Origin of the sequence: Falsiroseomonas sp. CW058, from assembly GCF_050563535.1 — a bacterium.
GTDB lineage: Bacteria > Pseudomonadota > Alphaproteobacteria > Acetobacterales > Acetobacteraceae > Falsiroseomonas.
Window position 1 is genome coordinate 1 of record NZ_JBNXUO010000019.1, and the last position, 17350, is coordinate 17350.

General features: G+C 73.6%; 14 protein-coding genes, 1 pseudogene and 2 riboswitches. Of the genes and pseudogenes, 9 read left to right on the plus strand and 6 right to left on the minus strand.

The window, feature by feature from the left end:
* Together ACK8OX_RS15515 and ACK8OX_RS15520 are read left to right on the plus strand one after the other, a co-directional pair.
* Positions 1-976 (plus strand): annotated as a pseudogene (locus ACK8OX_RS15515) (chromosome segregation protein SMC); the annotation flags it as partial.
* 216 nt (positions 977-1192) lie between these two features.
* Positions 1193-2800 carry a sensor histidine kinase gene (locus ACK8OX_RS15520; protein ID WP_430665095.1) on the plus strand — a complete coding sequence of 536 codons (1608 nt, stop codon included), beginning with the start codon at positions 1193-1195 and terminating at the stop codon, positions 2798-2800.
* Positions 2801-2829: 29 nt separating this feature from the next.
* On the opposite strand, the gene ACK8OX_RS15525 is transcribed toward ACK8OX_RS15520, so the two are convergent.
* The 4 genes from ACK8OX_RS15525 to ispH form a co-directional block, all read right to left on the minus strand.
* On the minus strand, positions 2830-5652 hold the full coding sequence (locus tag ACK8OX_RS15525) for an Ig-like domain-containing protein (RefSeq protein ID WP_430665097.1): 2823 nt from the start codon (positions 5650-5652) through the stop codon (positions 2830-2832).
* Between the two features lie 214 nt (positions 5653-5866).
* On the minus strand, positions 5867-6319 hold the full coding sequence (gene rnhA / locus ACK8OX_RS15530; RefSeq protein ID WP_430665098.1) for a ribonuclease HI: 453 nt from the start codon (positions 6317-6319) through the stop codon (positions 5867-5869).
* Between the two features lie 4 nt (positions 6320-6323).
* Positions 6324-7304, minus strand: coding sequence for a homoserine kinase (locus tag ACK8OX_RS15535; RefSeq protein ID WP_430665099.1), 981 nt, complete (start codon positions 7302-7304; stop codon positions 6324-6326).
* A 43-nt stretch (positions 7305-7347) separates the two neighbouring features.
* Complete coding sequence (gene ispH, locus ACK8OX_RS15540; RefSeq protein ID WP_430665101.1) at positions 7348-8331, minus strand: 4-hydroxy-3-methylbut-2-enyl diphosphate reductase; 984 nt, start codon at positions 8329-8331, stop codon at positions 7348-7350.
* A gap of 135 nt (positions 8332-8466) precedes the next feature.
* Here ispH and ACK8OX_RS15545 point away from each other — a divergent pair, with 135 nt between their 5' ends.
* The 7 genes from ACK8OX_RS15545 (at position 8467) to ACK8OX_RS15575 (ending at position 15372) form a co-directional block, all read left to right on the plus strand.
* The gene (locus tag ACK8OX_RS15545; RefSeq protein WP_430665102.1) at positions 8467-9027 is read left to right on the plus strand and encodes a hypothetical protein; all 561 of its coding nucleotides are present in this window, start codon (positions 8467-8469) and stop codon (positions 9025-9027) included.
* 53 nt (positions 9028-9080) lie between these two features.
* Positions 9081-9602 (plus strand): histidine phosphatase family protein, encoded by a 522-nt coding sequence (locus tag ACK8OX_RS15550; protein ID WP_430665103.1) that lies wholly within the window; start codon positions 9081-9083, stop codon positions 9600-9602.
* A gap of 53 nt (positions 9603-9655) precedes the next feature.
* Positions 9656-9763, plus strand: a riboswitch (glycine riboswitch).
* Between the two features lie 2 nt (positions 9764-9765).
* A riboswitch (glycine riboswitch) is annotated at positions 9766-9886 on the plus strand.
* Between the two features lie 48 nt (positions 9887-9934).
* On the plus strand, positions 9935-11050 hold the full coding sequence (gene gcvT / locus ACK8OX_RS15555; RefSeq protein ID WP_430665104.1) for a glycine cleavage system aminomethyltransferase GcvT: 1116 nt from the start codon (positions 9935-9937) through the stop codon (positions 11048-11050).
* A 13-nt stretch (positions 11051-11063) separates the two neighbouring features.
* Entirely contained in the window at positions 11064-11441 is a 378-nt protein-coding gene (gene gcvH, locus ACK8OX_RS15560) for a glycine cleavage system protein GcvH (protein ID WP_430665106.1), read from the plus strand.
* The gene (gcvP, locus tag ACK8OX_RS15565) at positions 11438-14344 is read left to right on the plus strand and encodes an aminomethyl-transferring glycine dehydrogenase (protein ID WP_430665107.1); all 2907 of its coding nucleotides are present in this window, start codon (positions 11438-11440) and stop codon (positions 14342-14344) included. The genes gcvH and gcvP overlap by 4 nt, the downstream gene beginning before the upstream one ends.
* 21 nt (positions 14345-14365) lie before the next feature.
* Positions 14366-14926: an NUDIX hydrolase gene (locus tag ACK8OX_RS15570; protein ID WP_430665108.1), complete on the plus strand. Its 561-nt coding sequence runs from the start codon at positions 14366-14368 to the stop codon at positions 14924-14926.
* A gap of 2 nt (positions 14927-14928) precedes the next feature.
* Positions 14929-15372: an N-acetyltransferase family protein gene (locus tag ACK8OX_RS15575; RefSeq protein WP_430665193.1), complete on the plus strand. Its 444-nt coding sequence runs from the start codon at positions 14929-14931 to the stop codon at positions 15370-15372.
* Positions 15373-15443: 71 nt separating this feature from the next.
* Here the strand turns inward: ACK8OX_RS15575 and ACK8OX_RS15580 are convergent, their stop codons facing one another.
* Positions 15444-15623, minus strand: coding sequence for a hypothetical protein (locus ACK8OX_RS15580; RefSeq protein ID WP_430665109.1), 180 nt, complete (start codon positions 15621-15623; stop codon positions 15444-15446).
* A gap of 14 nt (positions 15624-15637) precedes the next feature.
* Positions 15638-17224, minus strand: coding sequence for an ABC transporter substrate-binding protein (locus ACK8OX_RS15585; RefSeq protein ID WP_430665110.1), 1587 nt, complete (start codon positions 17222-17224; stop codon positions 15638-15640).
* Between the last annotated feature and the right edge of the window lie 126 nt (positions 17225-17350).

A 17350-nucleotide genomic window follows, 5' to 3' on the forward strand; every position in this document is an offset into this window, starting at 1 on the left:
CGCCGCCGGCCGCGCGCTGGCCGAGGCGGAGGCGACCCATGCCGCCGCCGCGCGGGCACTCGCCGCGGCCGAGCAGGAACTGCGCGAGGCGACGGCGCATCGGCGCGAGGCCGATGCCCGCTTCGCCGCCGCGCGCGAGGCGCAGGTCCGCACCGATGCCGCGCGGGAGACGGCGGAAGCCGCTGCGCTGTCGGTCGAGGAACGCATCCTGGAACGCCTCGGCGAAGGCCACCCGCCGCTGCCGGAGGAGGTCGCCGACCTCTCCGAGCAGGCGGAGGAGAAGGCGCGGCGCCGGATGGAGCGCCTGACGCGCGAGCGGGAGGAGATGGGCCCGGTCAACCTGCGCGCCGAGCAGGAGCTGGACGACCTCGAAGCCCGCCGCGCCCAGATCGACCGGGAGCGGGAGGAGGTGGCGACCGCCATCGCCAAGCTCCGCGGCTCCATCGGCCACCTGAACCGGGAGGGACGGGAACGGCTGCGGGTGGTCTTCGACAAGGTGGATGTGGAGTTCCGCGGCCTGTTCACGCGCCTGTTCGGCGGCGGCCGCGCGCATCTGGCCCTTGTCGGGTCCGACGACCCGCTGGAGGCGGGGCTCGAGATCTATGCCGAGCCGCCGGGCAAGAAGCTGTCCGCCCTGTCGCTGCTGTCGGGCGGCGAGCAGGCGCTGACGGCGCTGTCGCTCGTCTTCGCCGTGTTCCGCTGCAACCCCGCGCCGGTCTGCGTGCTGGACGAGGTGGACGCGCCGCTCGACGACGCCAATGTGGAACGGCTCTGCGACCTGCTGGAGATCATGGCGGCGGCCGACGAGCAGGGCCGGGGGGGCACGCGCTTCCTCATCGTCACCCACCACCCGCTGACGATGGGGCGGATGCACCGGCTCTATGGCGTGACGATGCAGGAACGCGGCGTGTCGCGGCTGCTCAGCGTGGACCTGCAGCGTGCGGTGGAACTTGCCGAGGGGCCGGTCGCGGGCTGACGCGTCCTGTCCCGGATGGCGAGACGGGAGGCGAAGTTTCCATCGCCCCGTCCCATCGGGAAAGAATCTTCACGGCATGTTCAACGATCCTTCCCCTTTTGGGGGGGAGGCCGGGACTTCGGTTCGCTCTAGATACCTCCGCGTGAACAGGTGCCGAGAGTTTGACCCTGGGCGTTCGCCGGTCGGCCGGTCCGTGTCGACCGGGCGCGAGCCGCCATGAGCGCCGCTGCCTGGCGTGCCGGGACGGTTCCGCCCCTGCCGCCGGAACCCCGTTCCGCGGACCCCGCCGGCGCGGCGCGCGGCTGGCGCCATGGCCTGCAGCTGCTGCTGGCCGGCTGCGTGCTGGTGCCGCTGCTGCTCCTGCTGCTGTGGGGCGAGAGGTCGTGGCGCGCCGAATGGGCGCGCGCCGCGGAGGTCGCGCTGCGCAATGCGGAGATGGTGCGCGAACAGGCGATCGGCGTGGTGAACACGCAGATGGCGGTGCTCGACCACGTCTCCACCCTCGCCGCGATGGCGGAGCGCGACGGCACCGGGCCGGAAGGGCTGCACCGTCAGTTGGCCGCGCTCGATGCGCGGCTCGATACCGTCCTGCGGCTTGGCGTCATCGACCGCTCGGGCCGCCTGCTGGCCGCGAGTACCGGCTACCCGGCCCAGCTGGACGTGTCGGACCGCCCCTATTTCCTCGCGGTGCGCGAAGGCGAGCCGCGGATCCAGATGGAGAGGGTGACGCTGCGGCAGGGCGGGCAGGACGTGGTGCTCATGGCGCTGCGCCGGCCCGGCGAGGGCTTCGCCGGCGCCGTCGCCTCAATCGTGCCGGTGGAGGCCTTCACCGATGCCTTCGGCCGCATCGCCGCCGACCCGCGGGCCTCCGCCTCGCTGCTCGGCGCCGACGGGACGCTGCTGGTGCGCCACCGCCCGGATGCGCAGCCGATGCTGCTGCCGCCCGATGCGCCGGCGCGGCAGGCAATCTCCCGCGCGCCGTCGGGCGTGTACGAGGCGCTGGCGCTCAGCGACGGCATCACCCGGATCTACGGCTACTCGCAGGTCGCGGACCTGCCGCTCTATGCCAATTTCGGCCTGCCGCGCAGCGCGGTGGTGGAATCCTGGCTCGGCGGCATGATGCTCGTCGGCGCGCTGCTGCTGCTGACCTCTCTCGGCGGCTGCACCGCCGTGCTCTACGCCGCGCGCCGGATGGAGGCGGAGGCCGACCGGCGGCAACTGGCCGAGGCGGAGCGCCGCGCCGACATCCAGGCGACGCTGCTGCGCGAGCTGCACCACCGCGTGAAGAACAGCCTGATGACGGTGCAGTCGCTGATCCGCATGCAGGCCGGCGTCGGCGCGCGGGCGGCGGAGACGCTGCAGCGCCGGGTCCTCGCGCTCGCGCAGGTGCATGACCTGCTGCATGTGTCGGAAATGGTGTCGCGGCTGGAGCTGTCGGGCTTCCTCCGCGCGCTCTGCGCCAACCCCGCCATCGTCCCGCCCGGCCTGCAGGTCGCGGTGGACTGCGAGGTGGAGCCGGTGGAGGTGGAGGTCGAGCAGGCCGGCCCGCTGGCGCTGGTGGTGGCGGAGCTGGTGGGCAACGCCATTGCCCATGCCTTTCCCGAAGGCCGGCCCGGCCGGGTGGTGATCGCCCTCGGCCGGCAGGGGGACCAGGGGCGGCTGTCGGTGCGGGACGACGGCGTCGGCATGCCGGACGCGCCGGAACTGCGGCGCCATTCCGGGCTCGCCCTCGCCGAACGCCTGGCCGCGCAGCTGCGCGGCAGGCTGGAGGTGCGGCGCGGCGGCGGCACCGAAGTGGTGCTGACCTTCCCGCTGAACCGCTGAACCGCTGAACCGCTGACCGCGGCGCGGGGTCAGCCGAACGGGTCGTCGAGCGTGAAGGCGAAGGCGACCGGCGCGGCGGCGTTGCCGGCCGCGTCCCAGGCGGTCACCACCACCTCATGCGCACCGTCGGCCAGCGGGCCGAACAGCCCGGCCAGGTCCAGCGCGAAGCGGCCGAGGCCGTCCACCGCCACGTCCCGCGCCGCCCCGCCATTCAGCCGGACCTGCACCGCATCCAGCCCCGCGCGGTTGTCGAAGGCGAGGCCGGACAGCACCGGCGGCGCCGCCAGCGCCCCGCCGGGCGCCCCCGCCAGCAGCAGCACGGGGTCGAAGCTGTCCGTTTCCGCCGTCAGCCGGGCATAGCCGTATTCCGCCACCTTCTCGCCGGTGGCGATGCCGTCGCGGTTGGCGAAGTCGAAATGAATGCCGGCATAGATCCGGCTTTTCCCGGCTTCGAGCGCGGCATCGACGAAGTTGTCGAAGCTGCGCGTCACGCCGGGCAGGCCGACGCTCTCGTTCTCGAAGGCGACCTCGCCCAGCATGTAGGTCAGCACGAAGGCTGACGCTGCGCTGCAGGTGGCGTGGCCCGAGAGGTAGTCCGGGTGGTTCGGCGTGGTCAGCAGCGGCCGCCAGCCCGGATCCGCCACCGTCAACGGGTTGCCGTCCGTGTCGGCCAACTGGATGGCGGTGATCGGCCGCCAGGAGCCGAAGGTGTATTTCGCGTCCCAGGCGGCGATGGCGCCATCGGCCTGGATCATGTTCAGCACGCCCATCACCCAGGCATTGGTTGCGGTGGAGGTGCCGAGATCGGCCAGCACCTCCTCCGCGATCTGCGCCCAGCGGCCGGCGGGGGTGTAGCTGCCGGCCTGGTCGCGCCAGTAGCGCGCGATCTCGGTCTGGTCCGCCGTGCGTTCGGTGGAGTCGATGGCGCCGAGGCGCTTCACCTCCTCGAAATCCGCCGCGTATTGCGCGCTGTCGAGCGCGGGCGGGCCAGCGGGGCGGAACTGGTCGCCGCTGTCGATCGCCCAGGTCTGCACGCCGCCCCAATGCGGCAGGTGGGCGGGCTGGAAGGCGGGCGGCGTCGGCCGCCACTCGCCGGGGTCGGTGCCGCCGGGGAAGGCCGCCGTCGCGTCCCAGCCATCGCCCGCTCGCATCGCCAGGATGGCGTCCGCCACGCTGCGGCCGAACTCCACCGCCGCGTCGCGCGCGCCGCCGGCCTCGTAGCGGGCGAGGTCGAGGGCGAGCCGCGCGTCGAAAGTGGCGGATTGCGCGCCATAGACCGTGGCGAGGATGCGGTGCGCGGCCGCCGCCGCGGCGGCGCCGGCCGGCGCGCCCTCCGGCGCGTCGAGCGCGACCATCAGCGTGCGCGTGCCCTCGATCGCGGCGATCGCGTCCTGCACGGCCGCGCTTTCCAGCGCGAGCACGCGGGTGGCGTAGGCGGTGACGGAGCCTGCGGTGCGGATCGCCTCCAGCGCCATGTGGTTCCAGGCCAGCACCGGGTCGTCCACCGCCACCGCGTCGCGCACCACCTCGAAGGTGCCGGTGGCGAGGTTGCCCGCCGCGTCCGTGACGAGCAGCGTCACCGCATTCGCCCCGGGAGCGAGCGCGACATCCTTCAGCAGGAAGGTGCCGTCCGCGCCGACGACGAGGCTGGTGTCGCTGCCCGCCACCCGCAGCGTCGCACCGGCTTCCGCCGTGCCGGCCAGGTCCACGAAGCCGAGCGCGGTGACGCCATCCCCGGCCGCCCCGGTGTCGGAGGAGGAGACGAGGCGCAGCGTCGGCGCCGCCGGCGCGGTGGCATCGATCGCGACCTGCAGCGGCGCCGCGCCCTCTGCCACCTGGCCGAAGCGGCCGGTGACGCGGGCGGTGTAGGTGTAGGCCCCGTCGGCCAGGCCGGCGCCACCGGCCGCATCGGTGACCGCCCAGCCGCCATCGGCGCCGGCCTGCGCCTGGCCGATGGCCACGCCGTCGCGGAACAGCTCCACCCGCGCGCCGGGCGTCGCGGTGCCGGTGATGGTGGGGGTGCGGTCGGCGGTCAGGCCATCGCCGGGGGTGCCGGTGTCCTCGACCAGGCCGAGGATCGCGACCGCGGGCGGCGTCGTGTCGGCCGAGAGGGTGGCATCGGCGAAGCGCAGCCACTCCACCCCCTCCACCGTGTCGGAGCCGTCCTGCCGGGCGGACCCGCGCAGCCCTTCGACGCGCAGCACCCCTTCGCCCAGCACGGTGATCGCGTAGTCGGCGCTGCGGCCGCGGAACAGCGCCGCATCCTCACCCGCGCCGCCCGAGAGGCGGTCATGGCCCGCCCCGCCGGCCAGCAGGTCGTCGCCCGCATCGCCGGCCAGCAGGTCGTCGCCATCGCCGCCGCGCAGGCTGTCCTCCTCCTCCCCGCCGGTCAGCGTGTCGTCGCCGTCCCCGCCGTCCAGCGTGTCCCGCCCGGAATCGCCGGCCAGCAGGTCCTCGCCGTCCTGCCCGTCGAGCCGGTCGCCATCGGCACCGCCCGAGAGGCTGTCCTGCCCGTCGCCGCCGCCGAGGGTGTCGCGCCCGGCCCCGCCGAGGAGGAGGTCCCGCCCGCTGCCACCTGCGAGGGTGTCGTCATCGGCGCCGCCGTCGATCGTGTCGTCGCCGCTGCCGCCATCGAGGTCGTCCCGCCCATCGCCGCCCGACAGGCTGTCCCGCCCCGCCCCGCCGCGCAGCCGGTCGTCGCCCTCATCGCCCGAGAGCAGGTCCGCCCCGTCGCCGCCGATGAGCGTGTCGTCCCCGCCGAAGCCCCTGATCTCGAAGGGCGATCCCGCATCCCATGGCCGCACGACGAGGCGGTCGGCCCGGGAGGAGCCGGGCAGCAGCAGTCGTGTCACGGTCGCCTCCATCGCGGCTGCGCGCAGGGGTGGCGCAGGCCGGCGGGATGCCGGACGCCCCTGGACGAGGGTGGCGAGGGTCGCCGCGGAACCCGTCCGATCTGTTAACGATACGCGGGAAAGCTGTAAAGGCGCGACACCCCTGGATTGTGCAGGCAGGGGGAATTTCCACGCAGGGGGGCGGGCGTGGGTGCCCTGGATGCGCGGTGGGGGATCACCCCCCCGGCAGCGACCGCCGTGCGGCGGTGGCGAGGGCATCGGCGCGTTCGTTCATCGGGTCGCCGGCATGGCCGCGCACCCAGCGCCAGTCGATGTCGTGCGGCTTGGCCGCCGCCAGCAGGCGCTGCCACAGCTCGTAATTCGCCACCGGCTCCCGCGCGCTGTTGCGCCAGTTGTTGCGGACCCAGCCCTTCACCCAGCGTTCCATGCCGTTGCGGACGTATTCGCTGTCGGTGTGCAGCACCACCTTGCAGGGGCGCTTCAGCGCCTCCAGCGCCGAACAGGCGGCGGTCAGCTCCATGCGGTTGTTGGTGGTGGCGGGGTCGGAGCCGGACAGCTCCTTCTCCGTCGTGCCGAAGCGCAGGATCGCGCCCCAGCCGCCGGGGCCGGGATTCGGCCGGCAGCCGCCATCGGTCCAGATCTCGACGATCGGTTCGGCCAGCTCCACCACCTTAACCCCCGATATCCCCGGGCGTCTCGGCGCGGGCGAAGAAGCGCAGCTTGCGCAGGTATTCCAGCGGGTCCTTGCGGGTGACCAGCGCGCCGGGCGGCGTGTGCGTCCAGTCGTAGAGCCGCGTCAGCAGGAAGCGGATCGCAGCCCCCCGGCACAGCACCGGCAGCGCCGCGCGTTCCGCCCCCGACAGCGGCCGCACCGCGGCATAGGCGCCGAGCAGCGCGCGCCCCTTGGTCACGTTGAAGGACCCGTCCGGCTCGAAGCACCAGGCGTTCAGGCAGACGGCGACGTCATAGGCCAGCAGGTCGGTGCAGGCGAAGTAGAAATCGATCAGGCCGGACACGCGCGGCCGCCCCGCCGCATCGGGCAGGAAGAAGACGTTGTCCGGGAACAGGTCGGCATGGATCTGCCCGACCGGAAGCGCCCCCGGCGCCGGCCAGCCGGCCAGGATGGCGCCGAGCCGCGCCTCCAGCTCCGCCACCAGGCCGGGCATCACCTCGTCCCCGCGGGCGCGGCAGCCTTCCAGCAGCGGCGTCCAGCCCGCGGGGCCGAGCGCGTTCGGCCGCAGCGTCGCGAAACCACTGCCCGCCGCGTGCAGCCGCGCCAGCGCCTCCCCCAGCGGGGCCAGGTGCTCGGGGCGGACCTTCCGCGGCCAGACGCCTTCGAGGAAGGTGCAGATCGCCGCCGGACGGCCGCAGAGATGGCGCAGCGCCGCCCCGTCGCGGCCATGCACCGGCGTCGGGCAGGGCAGGCCGCGCGCGGCCAGGTGTTCCATCAGGCCCAGGAAATAGGGCAGCTCCGCCGGCTCCACGCGCTTCTCGTAGAGCGTCAGGATGAAGTCGCCCGCCTCGGTCCGCAGCGCGTAGTTGGAATTCTCCACACCTTCCGCGATGCCGCGGAAGGCGAGCAGCCCGCCAAGGTCGTAGTCGGCGAGGAAGGCGCGCAGCGCCTCGTCCGTCACCTCGGTGTAGACCGCCATCAGCGGGCGCCGCGCCCGGCAGGCGCCGCGTCGGTGCCGGCCCTCATTCGGCCGCCAGCGCCGGCGGCAGCCGGAAGGCGATTCGTTCCTCGGCCACCACCACATCCTCGACCGTCACCTCGAAGGATTCGCGCAGCCGGTCCAGCACTTCCCGGACGAGGGATTCGGGCGCGCTCGCCCCCGCGGTCAGGCCCAGCGTCGCGCAGCCCGCCAGCGCCTCGGGGTCGAGTTCGGCACCGCGCTGCACCAGCACCGCGTCGCGCGCGCCGGCCCGGCGCGCCACCTCGGCAAGGCGGACGGAATTGCTGGAATTCGGCGCGCCGACGACGATGACGACCTCCGCGCCCCGCGCCACGATCCCCTTCACCGCGGCCTGGCGGTTGGAGGTGGCATAGCAGATGTCCTCCTTGGCGGGGCCGGCGATGCCTGGGAACCGCGCGGCGAGGATCGCCACCACCTCCGCCGTGTCGTCCACCGACAGCGTGGTCTGGCTGGTCCAGGCGAGCGGCAGGCCGGCGGGGGGCGCGACGGTCCGCGCCTCCTCCGCGTCCTGCACCAGCGTCGCCGCGCCGGGGGGAAGCTGGCCCATCGTGCCGACCACCTCCGGATGGCCGGCATGGCCGATCAGCAGGATGTGGCGGCCGCGCGCGTGGTGGCGTTCGGCCTCGCGGTGGACCTTGGTGACCAGCGGGCAGGTGGCGTCGAGGGTGAACATCCGCCGGCGCATCGCCTCGTCGGGGACGGATCGCGGCACGCCATGGGCGCTGAACACCACCGGGCGGCCATCGTCGGGGATCTCGTCCAGTTCCTCCACGAAGACGGCGCCCTGGGCGGCGAGGCCTTCCACCACGAAGCGGTTGTGCACGATCTCGTGCCGCACATAGACCGGCGCGCCGTGGCGCTTCAGCGCCTCCTCGACGATGCGGATGGCGCGGTCCACCCCCGCGCAGAAGCCGCGCGGGGCCGCGAGCAGGACGGTCAGGGCGGGCCTGGGGCCGGGCCGGCGCCGGGGTTCGGGCAACATCATGCGCTCGGGTGCGGGGGCGGGACGGGGCGGGCTTTCGGGGATGTTCGCGCGTGGCGCAGGGTGCGATAGACGCCTATGGCAGGGGGGCGCAAGCCCATCGGCCGCGGGGGCGGCTTTGCACGGGGGGCAGGGGTGATGGGACGGCATGGATGGCTGGGGGCGCTGGCCCTGCCGCTGGCGCTGGCAGGCTGCGGCGTGGGCGACCTGCTGACGGCGCGGCCCACGGGCCCGTCCACCGCGCCCTGTCCGCGCATCGCCATCCTCGGCGAAGGCGCCGACCTCACCCGCTTCCGCGACGGCGCGGGCCGCGACCTGACGGCGATGGAGGTCGATGCCGTGATCGCCGGCTTCGATGCGCGCTGCGACCATGCGGGGCGCGACCGGCGGGTGCTGGATGTCCGCGTCGCGCCGCGCTTCCGCGCCGAACGCGGCCCCGCCTTCGGGGGCCGGGCGGTGGACCTGCCCTGGTTCGTGGCCCTGTCGGATGCGAATGACAGCGCGGTGCTGGAACGCATCCCCGCCACCACGCGCATCACCTTCCCCCCCGACATCCCCGGCGCCGCCGCGACCGGCCAGGCGGTGCGGCTGGCCATCCCGGTGGCGGAAGGCCTGCGCGCGAGCGACTACGTCGTCCGCCTCTCCTTCCAGCTGACGCCGGAGGAGCTGGCCCACAACCGCCAGCGCGGGCCGCGCTGAGCCGCCTCCTCCTCGTCACCCACCCGGAGGTCGCGGTCGATCCCGCGCTGCCGGTGCCGCGCTGGCACCTGGCGCCCGCGGGGGTGGCGCGCGCGCGGCGCTTCGCGGCCTCCGGCATCCTCGACGGCGTGGGCGCGGTGTGGTCCAGCACCGAATGCAAGGCGATCGAGACGGCGGGCATCCTCGCCGGCCGTCTCGGCCTCGGCATCCGGGTGCGGGAGGACCTGGGCGAGAACGACCGCAGCGCCACCGGCTTCCTGCCGCCGGCGGAGTTCGAGGCGATGGCGGACGCCTTCTTCGCCCGCCCGGCGGAGAGCATCCGCGGCTGGGAACGCGCGGCGGACGCGCAGGCGCGCATCCTGGCGGCGGTGCGGGCGGTGGCGGCAGCGGCGGATGGCGCGGGCGACGTGCTGGTGGTCTCGCACGGGGCGGTCGGGTCGCTGCTGCGCGGGCATCTGCTGGGCCTGCCCATCTCCCGCGCGCTGGACCAGCCGCGGCAGGGCTGCTGGTTCGCGGTGGACCTGCCGGCATGGCGCCTTCCCGTGCCCGGCTGGCAGGCGATGCCGGACGCCTGACCGGCACCGAAGGTTGCGCGGGCGGCGGCGAAGGGGCATATCCGGCTTTCCCGCCACACCGCGCGGGAGAGAGGCGGCCCGCCGCGGTTCCCCCGCCGGCAGGCCGCCCGCCGAAGGCGCAACCGGCCCCCGGAAACGCTCAGGCAAAAGGGCCGCGCGGACGCCACGGGACTCTGGAAAGCCCGCGCCCCGAACGGGGTTCGGCACCGACGGAGTAAGGCCCGCCGCGGTTTCGCCACCGCGCCGCCGCCGAATCTCTCAGGTCACGGGACAGAGGGGGGCCACGGAGTGCCCGGTGCCGATCCTGGCGCCGGGATGCCTGTGGGGGCACCGTGGCCGATTCCGCCGCAGCCGAAGTGCTGCATGAGACACCGCTCGCCTCGCTCCACCGCGAACTGGGCGGGCGCATGGTGCCCTTCGCGGGCTATTCGATGCCCGTGCAGTATCCCGCCGGCATCATGCAGGAACACCTGCATTGCCGCGCCGCCGCGTCGCTGTTCGACGTGTCCCACATGGGCCAGGCGGAACTGCGGGGAGAGGGCGCGGCGGCCGCGCTGGAACGCCTGACGCCTGCCGATGTGCAGGGCCTGAAGCCCGGCCGGCAGCGTTACGGCCTGCTGATGACCGAATCGGGTGGCATCCTCGACGACTTCATGGTGGCCAACCTGGGCGACCGGCTGTTCCTGGTGGTGAATGCCAGCCGCAAGCACCTGGACCTGCCGGCCATCGCCGCGGTGCTGCCGGCCGGCGTCACGCTGGCGCCGCTGGCCGACCGCGCGCTGGTGGCGCTGCAGGGGCCGGGCGCCGTCGCCGCGCTTGCCACCCTCGCGCCCGGCATCGCCGGCCTGTCCTTCATGGGGGTGGGCGCCTTCGACATCGCGGGCGTGCCCTGCCTGGTCAGCCGCAGCGGCTACACCGGGGAGGACGGGGTGGAGATCTCCGCCCCCGCGGAGGCGGCCGAACGCCTGGCCCGCGCGCTGCTGGCGCTGCCGGGCGTGCAGCCCGCCGGGCTCGGCGCGCGCGATTCGCTGCGGCTGGAAGCCGGGCTCTGCCTCTACGGCAACGACATCGACGAGACGACGAGCCCGGTGGAGGCCAACCTCACCTGGACCATCGGCAAGCGCCGCCGCACGGCCTGGGACTTCCGCGGCGCCGACCGCGTGCGCGCCGAGCTCGATGGCGGCGCGGCGCGGCTGCGCGTCGGCATCCGGCCCGAGGGGCGGCAGCCCGCGCGCGGCCACACGCCGATCCATGCGCCGGGCGGCGAGCCGGTGGGGGAGGTCACCTCCGGCGGCTTCGGCCCCTCGCTCGGCGGCCCGATGGCCATGGGCTACGTCGCGCGCGGCCATGCCGCCGACGGCGCGCCCCTCGAACTCATGGTGCGCGGCCGGCCGCTCGCGGCCCGCGTCGCGCCGATGCCCTTCACCCCCCACCGCTACGCCCGCTGAGGAAACCGACCCAATGGCTGATCTCCGCTTCACCAAGGACCATGAGTGGATCCGGCTGGAGGGCGACGTCGCGACCGTCGGCATCACCGACCACGCGCAGACCGCGCTGGGCGACGTGGTCTTCGTGGACCTGCCCGAGGCGGGGCGCGAGGTCGCGGCCGGCGAGGCCTGCGCGGTGGTGGAGAGCGTGAAGGCCGCCTCCGACGTCTATGCCCCGATCGCCGGGCGCATCGTGGAGAGCAACGCCGCGCTGGCCGAGAACCCGGCCCTGGTGAACAGCGCACCCACCGGGGAGGGCTGGTTCTTCCGCATCGAGGGCGTGGACGCCGCCGCGGTGGCCGCGCTGATGGACGAGGCCGCCTACGCCGCCTTCGTGGAGACGCTGTCGTGAGCCACCTTGCCGAACTGACCGCGCTCGAGGACCGGGGCGAGTTCATCCGCCGCCACATCGGCCCGTCCGAGGCCGAGATCGCGGCGATGCTGCGCGAGGTGGGCGCCGATAGCCTCGATGCGCTGGCCGCCCGCACCGTCCCCGCCGCCATCCGCAGCGCCGATGCGCTGCCCCTGCCGCCCGCGGTGACCGAGGCGGAGGCGATCGCGGAGTTGCGCGCTCTGGCCGGCAGGAACCGCGCCGACATCAAGTCCCTCATCGGCATGGGCTACCACGGCACGCTGACCCCGCCCGTGGTGCTGCGGAACGTGTTGGAGAATCCGGGCTGGTACACCGCCTACACCCCCTACCAGGCGGAACTCGCCCAGGGCCGGCTTGAGGCGCTGCTGAACTTCCAGACGATGGTGACGGACCTCACCGGCCTGCCGGTTGCCAATGCCTCCCTGCTGGACGAGGCGACGGCGGCGGCGGAAGCCATGGCGCTGGCGCACAGCGCGTCGAAGGGCAGGTCGGACACGCTGGTCATGGCAGCGGACCTCCACCCGCAGACCATCGCGGTGGTGAAGGGCCGGGCGGAGCCGCTGGGTTTCGCCGTGGTGGTCGCGGCGCCGGCCGAGATCGCGGCGAAGGTCGCGGAAGCCCGGCCCTTCGCGCTGCTGCTGCAGTATCCCGGCACGACGGGGGAGGTGCGGGACCTGCGGGCGGAGATCGCGGCGGTGCAGGCGGTGGGCGGGCTCGCCATCGTGAGCGCCGATCCGCTCTCGCTCGTGCTGCTGACGCCGCCGGGGGAGATGGGGGCGGATGTCGTCGTCGGCTCCACCCAGCGCTTCGGCGTGCCGATGGGCTATGGCGGGCCGCATGCCGCCTACATGGCGGTGAAGGACGCCTACAAGCGGCTGATGCCGGGGCGGCTGGTCGGCGTCTCGGTCGACGCGGCGGGCCAGCCCGCCATGCGCCTCGCGCTCCAGACGCGCGAGCAGCACATCCGGCGCGAGAAGGCGACGTCGAACATCTGCACCGCGCAGGTGCTGCTGGCGGTGATGGCCGGCATGTATGCCGTGTGGCACGGGCCGGAGGGGCTGACGCGCATCGCGCGGCGCGTGGCGCTGCAGGCGCGCATCGTCGCGGGCGCGGCGAAGGCGGCGGGCTTCGCGCTGCGCCACGACGCCTTCCTCGACACCGTCTGCGTCGAGGCCGGCGCGCGGCAGGGCGCGCTGATCGCCGCCGCGCTGGCGCGCGGCATCAACCTGGCGCGGCACGCCGATGGCGGCGTCGGCATCGCGCTCGACGAGACGGTGACGCAGGGCGACCTCGCCGCGCTCGCCGCCGCCTTCGCCGAGGCGGGCGGCACCGCCGCCCCGGCGCTCGACGCCATCGGGCCGGCGGGCGGCGCGCCGGCGGCGCTGGCGCGGCGCAGCGCCTTCCTGACGGCGGCGGTGTTCAACAGCCACCATGCGGAGCACGCGATGCTCCGCTACATGAAGTCGCTGGAGGACAAGGACGTCGCGCTGAACCGCAGCATGATCCCGCTGGGGTCCTGCACGATGAAGCTGAACGCGACGGCGGAGATGATCCCGGTGACCTTCCCGGGCTTCGGCGCGATGCACCCCTTCGCGCCGGTGGACCAGGCGGGGGGCTACATCGAGATGATCGGGCGGCTGGCCGACTGGCTCTGCGCCGTCACCGGCTTCGCCGCCGTCTCGCTCCAGCCCAATGCGGGCAGCGCGGGCGAATATGCGGGGCTGCTGGCCATCCGGGCGTATCACCATGCGCGGGGCGAGGCGCATCGCGATGTCTGCCTCATCCCCTCCTCGGCGCATGGCACCAACCCGGCTTCCGCCGTGATGGCGGGGATGAAGGTGGTGGTGGTCGGCTGCGACCGCGACGGCAACGTGGACCTCGACGACCTCCGGGCGAAGGCCGACCAGCACGCGGACAGGCTGGCCGCGCTGATGGTGACCTATCCCAGCACGCATGGCGTCTTCGAGGAGGCGATCCGCGAGATCTGCGCCCTGGTCCATGCGAAGGGCGGGCAGGTCTACATGGACGGAGCCAACATGAACGCGCAGGTGGGCCTGACCTCGCCGGCCGCGATCGGCGCCGACGTGTGCCACCTGAACCTGCACAAGACCTTCTGCATCCCGCATGGCGGCGGCGGCCCGGGCGTCGGCCCGATCGGCGTCGCGGCGCATCTCGCGCCCTACCTGCCGGCGCACCCGATGCTGGCCGAAGCCGGGCCGGCGGCGACGTCGCACGGGCCGGTCAGCGCCGCGCCCTTCGGCAGCGCGTCCATCCTGCCGATCTCCTACGCCTATATCCGCATGATGGGGCCGGAAGGGCTGAAGCGCGCGACGGAGGTGGCGATCCTCAACGCCAACTATGTCGCGGCGAAGCTCGCGCCGCACTATCCCATCCTGTACCGCGGCACCAACGGGATGGTGGCGCATGAATGCATCCTGGACTGTCGCGGCTTCCAGCAGAATGGCGGCGCGACGGTGGAGGACATCGCCAAGCGCCTGCAGGATTTCGGCTTCCACGCCCCCACCATGTCCTGGCCGGTCGCCGGGACGCTGATGGTGGAGCCCACGGAATCCGAGACGAAGGCCGAGCTCGACCGCTTCGTGGATGCCATGGTCGCGATCCGCGGGGAGATCCGCGCGATCGAGCAGGGGCGGATGGACAAGGCCGACAACCCGCTGAAGAACGCCCCCCACACCGCGGCCGAGGTGACGGCCGAGGCCTGGGCGCATCCCTACAGCCGCCAGCAGGCCGCCTTCCCGCTGCCCTGGGTGGCGCGGCACAAATACTGGCCGCCGGTGAAGCGCGTGGACAACGTTCATGGCGACCGCAACCTGGTCTGCACCTGCGCGCCGCTCGAGGCCTATGCGCAGGCGGCGGAGTAGGGCGGGGCGCCGGGGCGGCGCATGACCGACGCGCCGCCCTGGACCGTGCTCGACAGCCGCAAGCTGGTCGAGGACCGCTGGATCAGCCTGCGGGCCGAACGGCTCCGCACGGCCGAGGGTGTGGAGATCGCGCCCTGGTACGTGCTCGACTATCCCGATTGGGTGGCGGCGGTGGTGCTGACCGCGGATGACCGCCTGGTGCTGGTGCGGCAATGGCGGCACGGCGCGCAGGCCTGGTCGCTGGAACTGCCCGGCGGCGTGATCGACCGCGAGGATGCCGACCCCGTCGCCGCCGCCATCCGCGAGACGCGGGAGGAGACCGGATACGCCGCGACCGGCTGGCGCTACCTCCAGGCCGGCTACGCCAACCCGGCGATCCAGACCAACCGCATCCACGCCGTGCTCGGCACCGGCGCGCATCCCGCGGGCGATGCGGCGCCGGAGCCGGGCGAGGCGATCCGGGTGGAGCTGGTGCCGGTGGCCGATGTGCTGGCCGGCATCGGCGCGGGGATGATCGGGCAGTCCATGCATGTCGGCGCCATCCTGGTCGGGTTGGCGGCCGCGGGGAGGATCAGGCTTTGAGCGTGAGGATCGTGGAGCCGGCCGAGCGCCATCGCGCCGACTGGGAACGGCTCTATGCCGGCTATGCCGCCTTCTACCGCGTGGAGCAGATGCCGGAGATGCGCGCCAGGGTCTGGGCCTGGATCACCGACCCCGCGCATGAGGTGAAGGCCTTCGTGGCGGAGGACGCGGCGGGGCGGGCCGTGGGCCTCGCCCATTGGCGGCCCTTCGCGCGGCCGCTCTCGGCCAGCACGGGCATCTTCCTCGACGACCTTTTCGTGGACCCCGCGATGCGCGGCCAGCGGGTGGCCGATGCGCTGATCGAGGCGGTCACCGCGCGGGCGCGGGAGAGGGGGTGGAGCGTCGTGCGCTGGATCACGGCCGACGACAACTACCGCGGCCGCGCCGTCTATGACCGGCTGGCGACGCGGACCATGTGGATCACCTACGACCGCAAGCCGGGATAGCTCCGAAGGGCGCGACGGGACGGAGGGCGTTCCCGGGCCGCCGGGAACGCGGGCCGGTCACGGGCCGGCCGTCAGGCGTCGCCGACGATCTGGCGGACCAGCCCGGTGCCCTGGCAGTCGCGGCAGTCGGCCGCGCCCTGCCGCCCGCTGCCGCCGCAGGCGGGGCAGGGGACCTCTCCGGTCTGGGTGGGGCCGGGCTCGTCGCCCGGGCGCTTCGGATCCTCGGCCATGCCGGCGCAACGCGCCGGCATGGCCCGCGGTTCGGCTACTGCCCGACGCGCACGAAGCGCAGCGGGAACCAGTTGTCCGCCAGCTGCTGCAGCTGGATGTTGTTGCGCGCCGCCCAGACCACTGTCTGCTGGTGCAGCGGGATGTGGCCGACCTCCTCGGCGTGGATGCGCTGCGCCTCCTCGATCATCGCCCGGCGGCGCTCCCGGTCGGTCTCCACCGCCATCTGGCCCACCAGCTCGTCGAAGCGGGCGTTGGACCAGCCGCCGACATTGAACATGCCACGATCGCCCTGGCGCGATGCCATCAGGTTGAAGAAGGCGTTGTGCGCGTCGTAGGTGTTGGGGGTCCAGCCGAGCATGTAGAAGCTGGTGTTGTAGCGCGGCCCCAGGATCTCGGCGAAGTAGCGCGCACGGGTCTGGGCGGCCAGGCTGACGCGGATGCCGATGCGCGCCAGCATGGACACCACCGCGGTGCAGGTCGCCTCGTCGTTCACGTAGCGGTCGTTCGGGCAGTCCATCGTCACCCCGAAGCCGTTCGGGTAGCCGGCTTCCGCCAGCAGGCGGCGCGCCATGTCGGGGTTGTAGGCCGGCACCTGGTCGAGCGCCTCGGTGTGGCCGTTGATCCCCGGGCCGATCATCAGCCCGGTGGGGCGCGCCTGGCCGCGCATGACGGTGCGCACGATGGCGGCGCGGTCGATCGCGTGGTTCACCGCGCGGCGGACGCGGACGTCCTGGAAGGGGTTGCGGCCGCGCACGTCGGACTTCAGCAGTTCCGGCCGGAGCTGGTCGAAGCCGAGATAGATGGTCCGCATCTCCGCCTGCTGGTGGATGCGGATGTTGGGCGTGCGCGACAGGCGGTCGGTGTCCTGCGGCGGCACGGTGTAGACCATGTCCACCTCGCCGCTGATCAGGGCGGCGATGCGCGTCGCGTCGTTGGAGATGACGTTGAACTCGACGCGGGTCAGGTTGTGCTCCGGCCGGTCCCACCAGCCGGCGTTGGGCGCCAGCACGGTGCGGCGGTCGGGCTCGCGGCTGACCAGGCGGAAGGGGCCGGTGCCCATGGCGTTGCGGGTGGCGAAGTTCTCCTCCCGCGTGGTCAGGTCGGCGCTGCGGGTGGCGTTGTTCGCCTCCGCCCAGCGGCGCGACATGATGCCGACGCCGGTGATCTCCTCGACGAAGATCGGGTTGGGCTGCGTCGTCTCGACATCGACGGTCAGCGGGTCCACCACCCGCGCTTCCTTCACGCTGGCGAAGTTGCCGGCGATGTTGGAGCCGGGGCCGCGCGCGCGGGCGATGGAGAAGACGACGTCATCGGCGGTCAGCGGCGTGCCGTCGGTGAAGCGCACGTCGGGGCGCAGGTGGAAGCGCCAGACGGTCGGGCTCGGCTGTTCCCAGCGCGCGGCGAGGCCGGGCTCGACCTGGAGCTGGCGGTTCCGGCGCACCAGGGGCTCGTAGATGTTGCCCATGAAGCTGAGCAGGAAGGTTTCCTGCCGGGCATAAGGGTCCATCGAGTTGACGTCGCCGTCATTGGCCCAGCGGAAGGTGTTGGCCCCGGCGGAGGAAGCTGCCGCCACGAGGGCGGTGCCGGCGAGCAAGGCCACGGCGAGGGTGCTGCGTCGCATGATGCGTCCCATGAAGTCGAGGGCGCGCAAGATGGCGCGGCGGCGCCGAAAAGGAAACGGGGACCCCTGCGGGTCGCAGGGGTGGAAAAGAAAACGCGGACCCTTTCGGGTCGCAAGGGGGCAAAA

Coding starts and splice junctions, on each gene's coding strand:
- ACK8OX_RS15535 (WP_430665099.1), bottom strand. CDS start 7,304: ATGGCGGTCTACACCGAGGTGACGGACGAGGCGCTGCGCGCCTTCCTC.
- ACK8OX_RS15520 (WP_430665095.1), top strand. CDS start 1,193: ATGAGCGCCGCTGCCTGGCGTGCCGGGACGGTTCCGCCCCTGCCGCCG.
- ACK8OX_RS15585 (WP_430665110.1), bottom strand. CDS start 17,224: ATGCGACGCAGCACCCTCGCCGTGGCCTTGCTCGCCGGCACCGCCCTC.
- ACK8OX_RS15570 (WP_430665108.1), top strand. CDS start 14,366: ATGACCGACGCGCCGCCCTGGACCGTGCTCGACAGCCGCAAGCTGGTC.
- gcvH (WP_430665106.1), top strand. CDS start 11,064: ATGGCTGATCTCCGCTTCACCAAGGACCATGAGTGGATCCGGCTGGAG.
- ispH (WP_430665101.1), bottom strand. CDS start 8,331: ATGATGTTGCCCGAACCCCGGCGCCGGCCCGGCCCCAGGCCCGCCCTG.
- ACK8OX_RS15580 (WP_430665109.1), bottom strand. CDS start 15,623: ATGCCGGCGCGTTGCGCCGGCATGGCCGAGGATCCGAAGCGCCCGGGC.
- ACK8OX_RS15545 (WP_430665102.1), top strand. CDS start 8,467: ATGGGACGGCATGGATGGCTGGGGGCGCTGGCCCTGCCGCTGGCGCTG.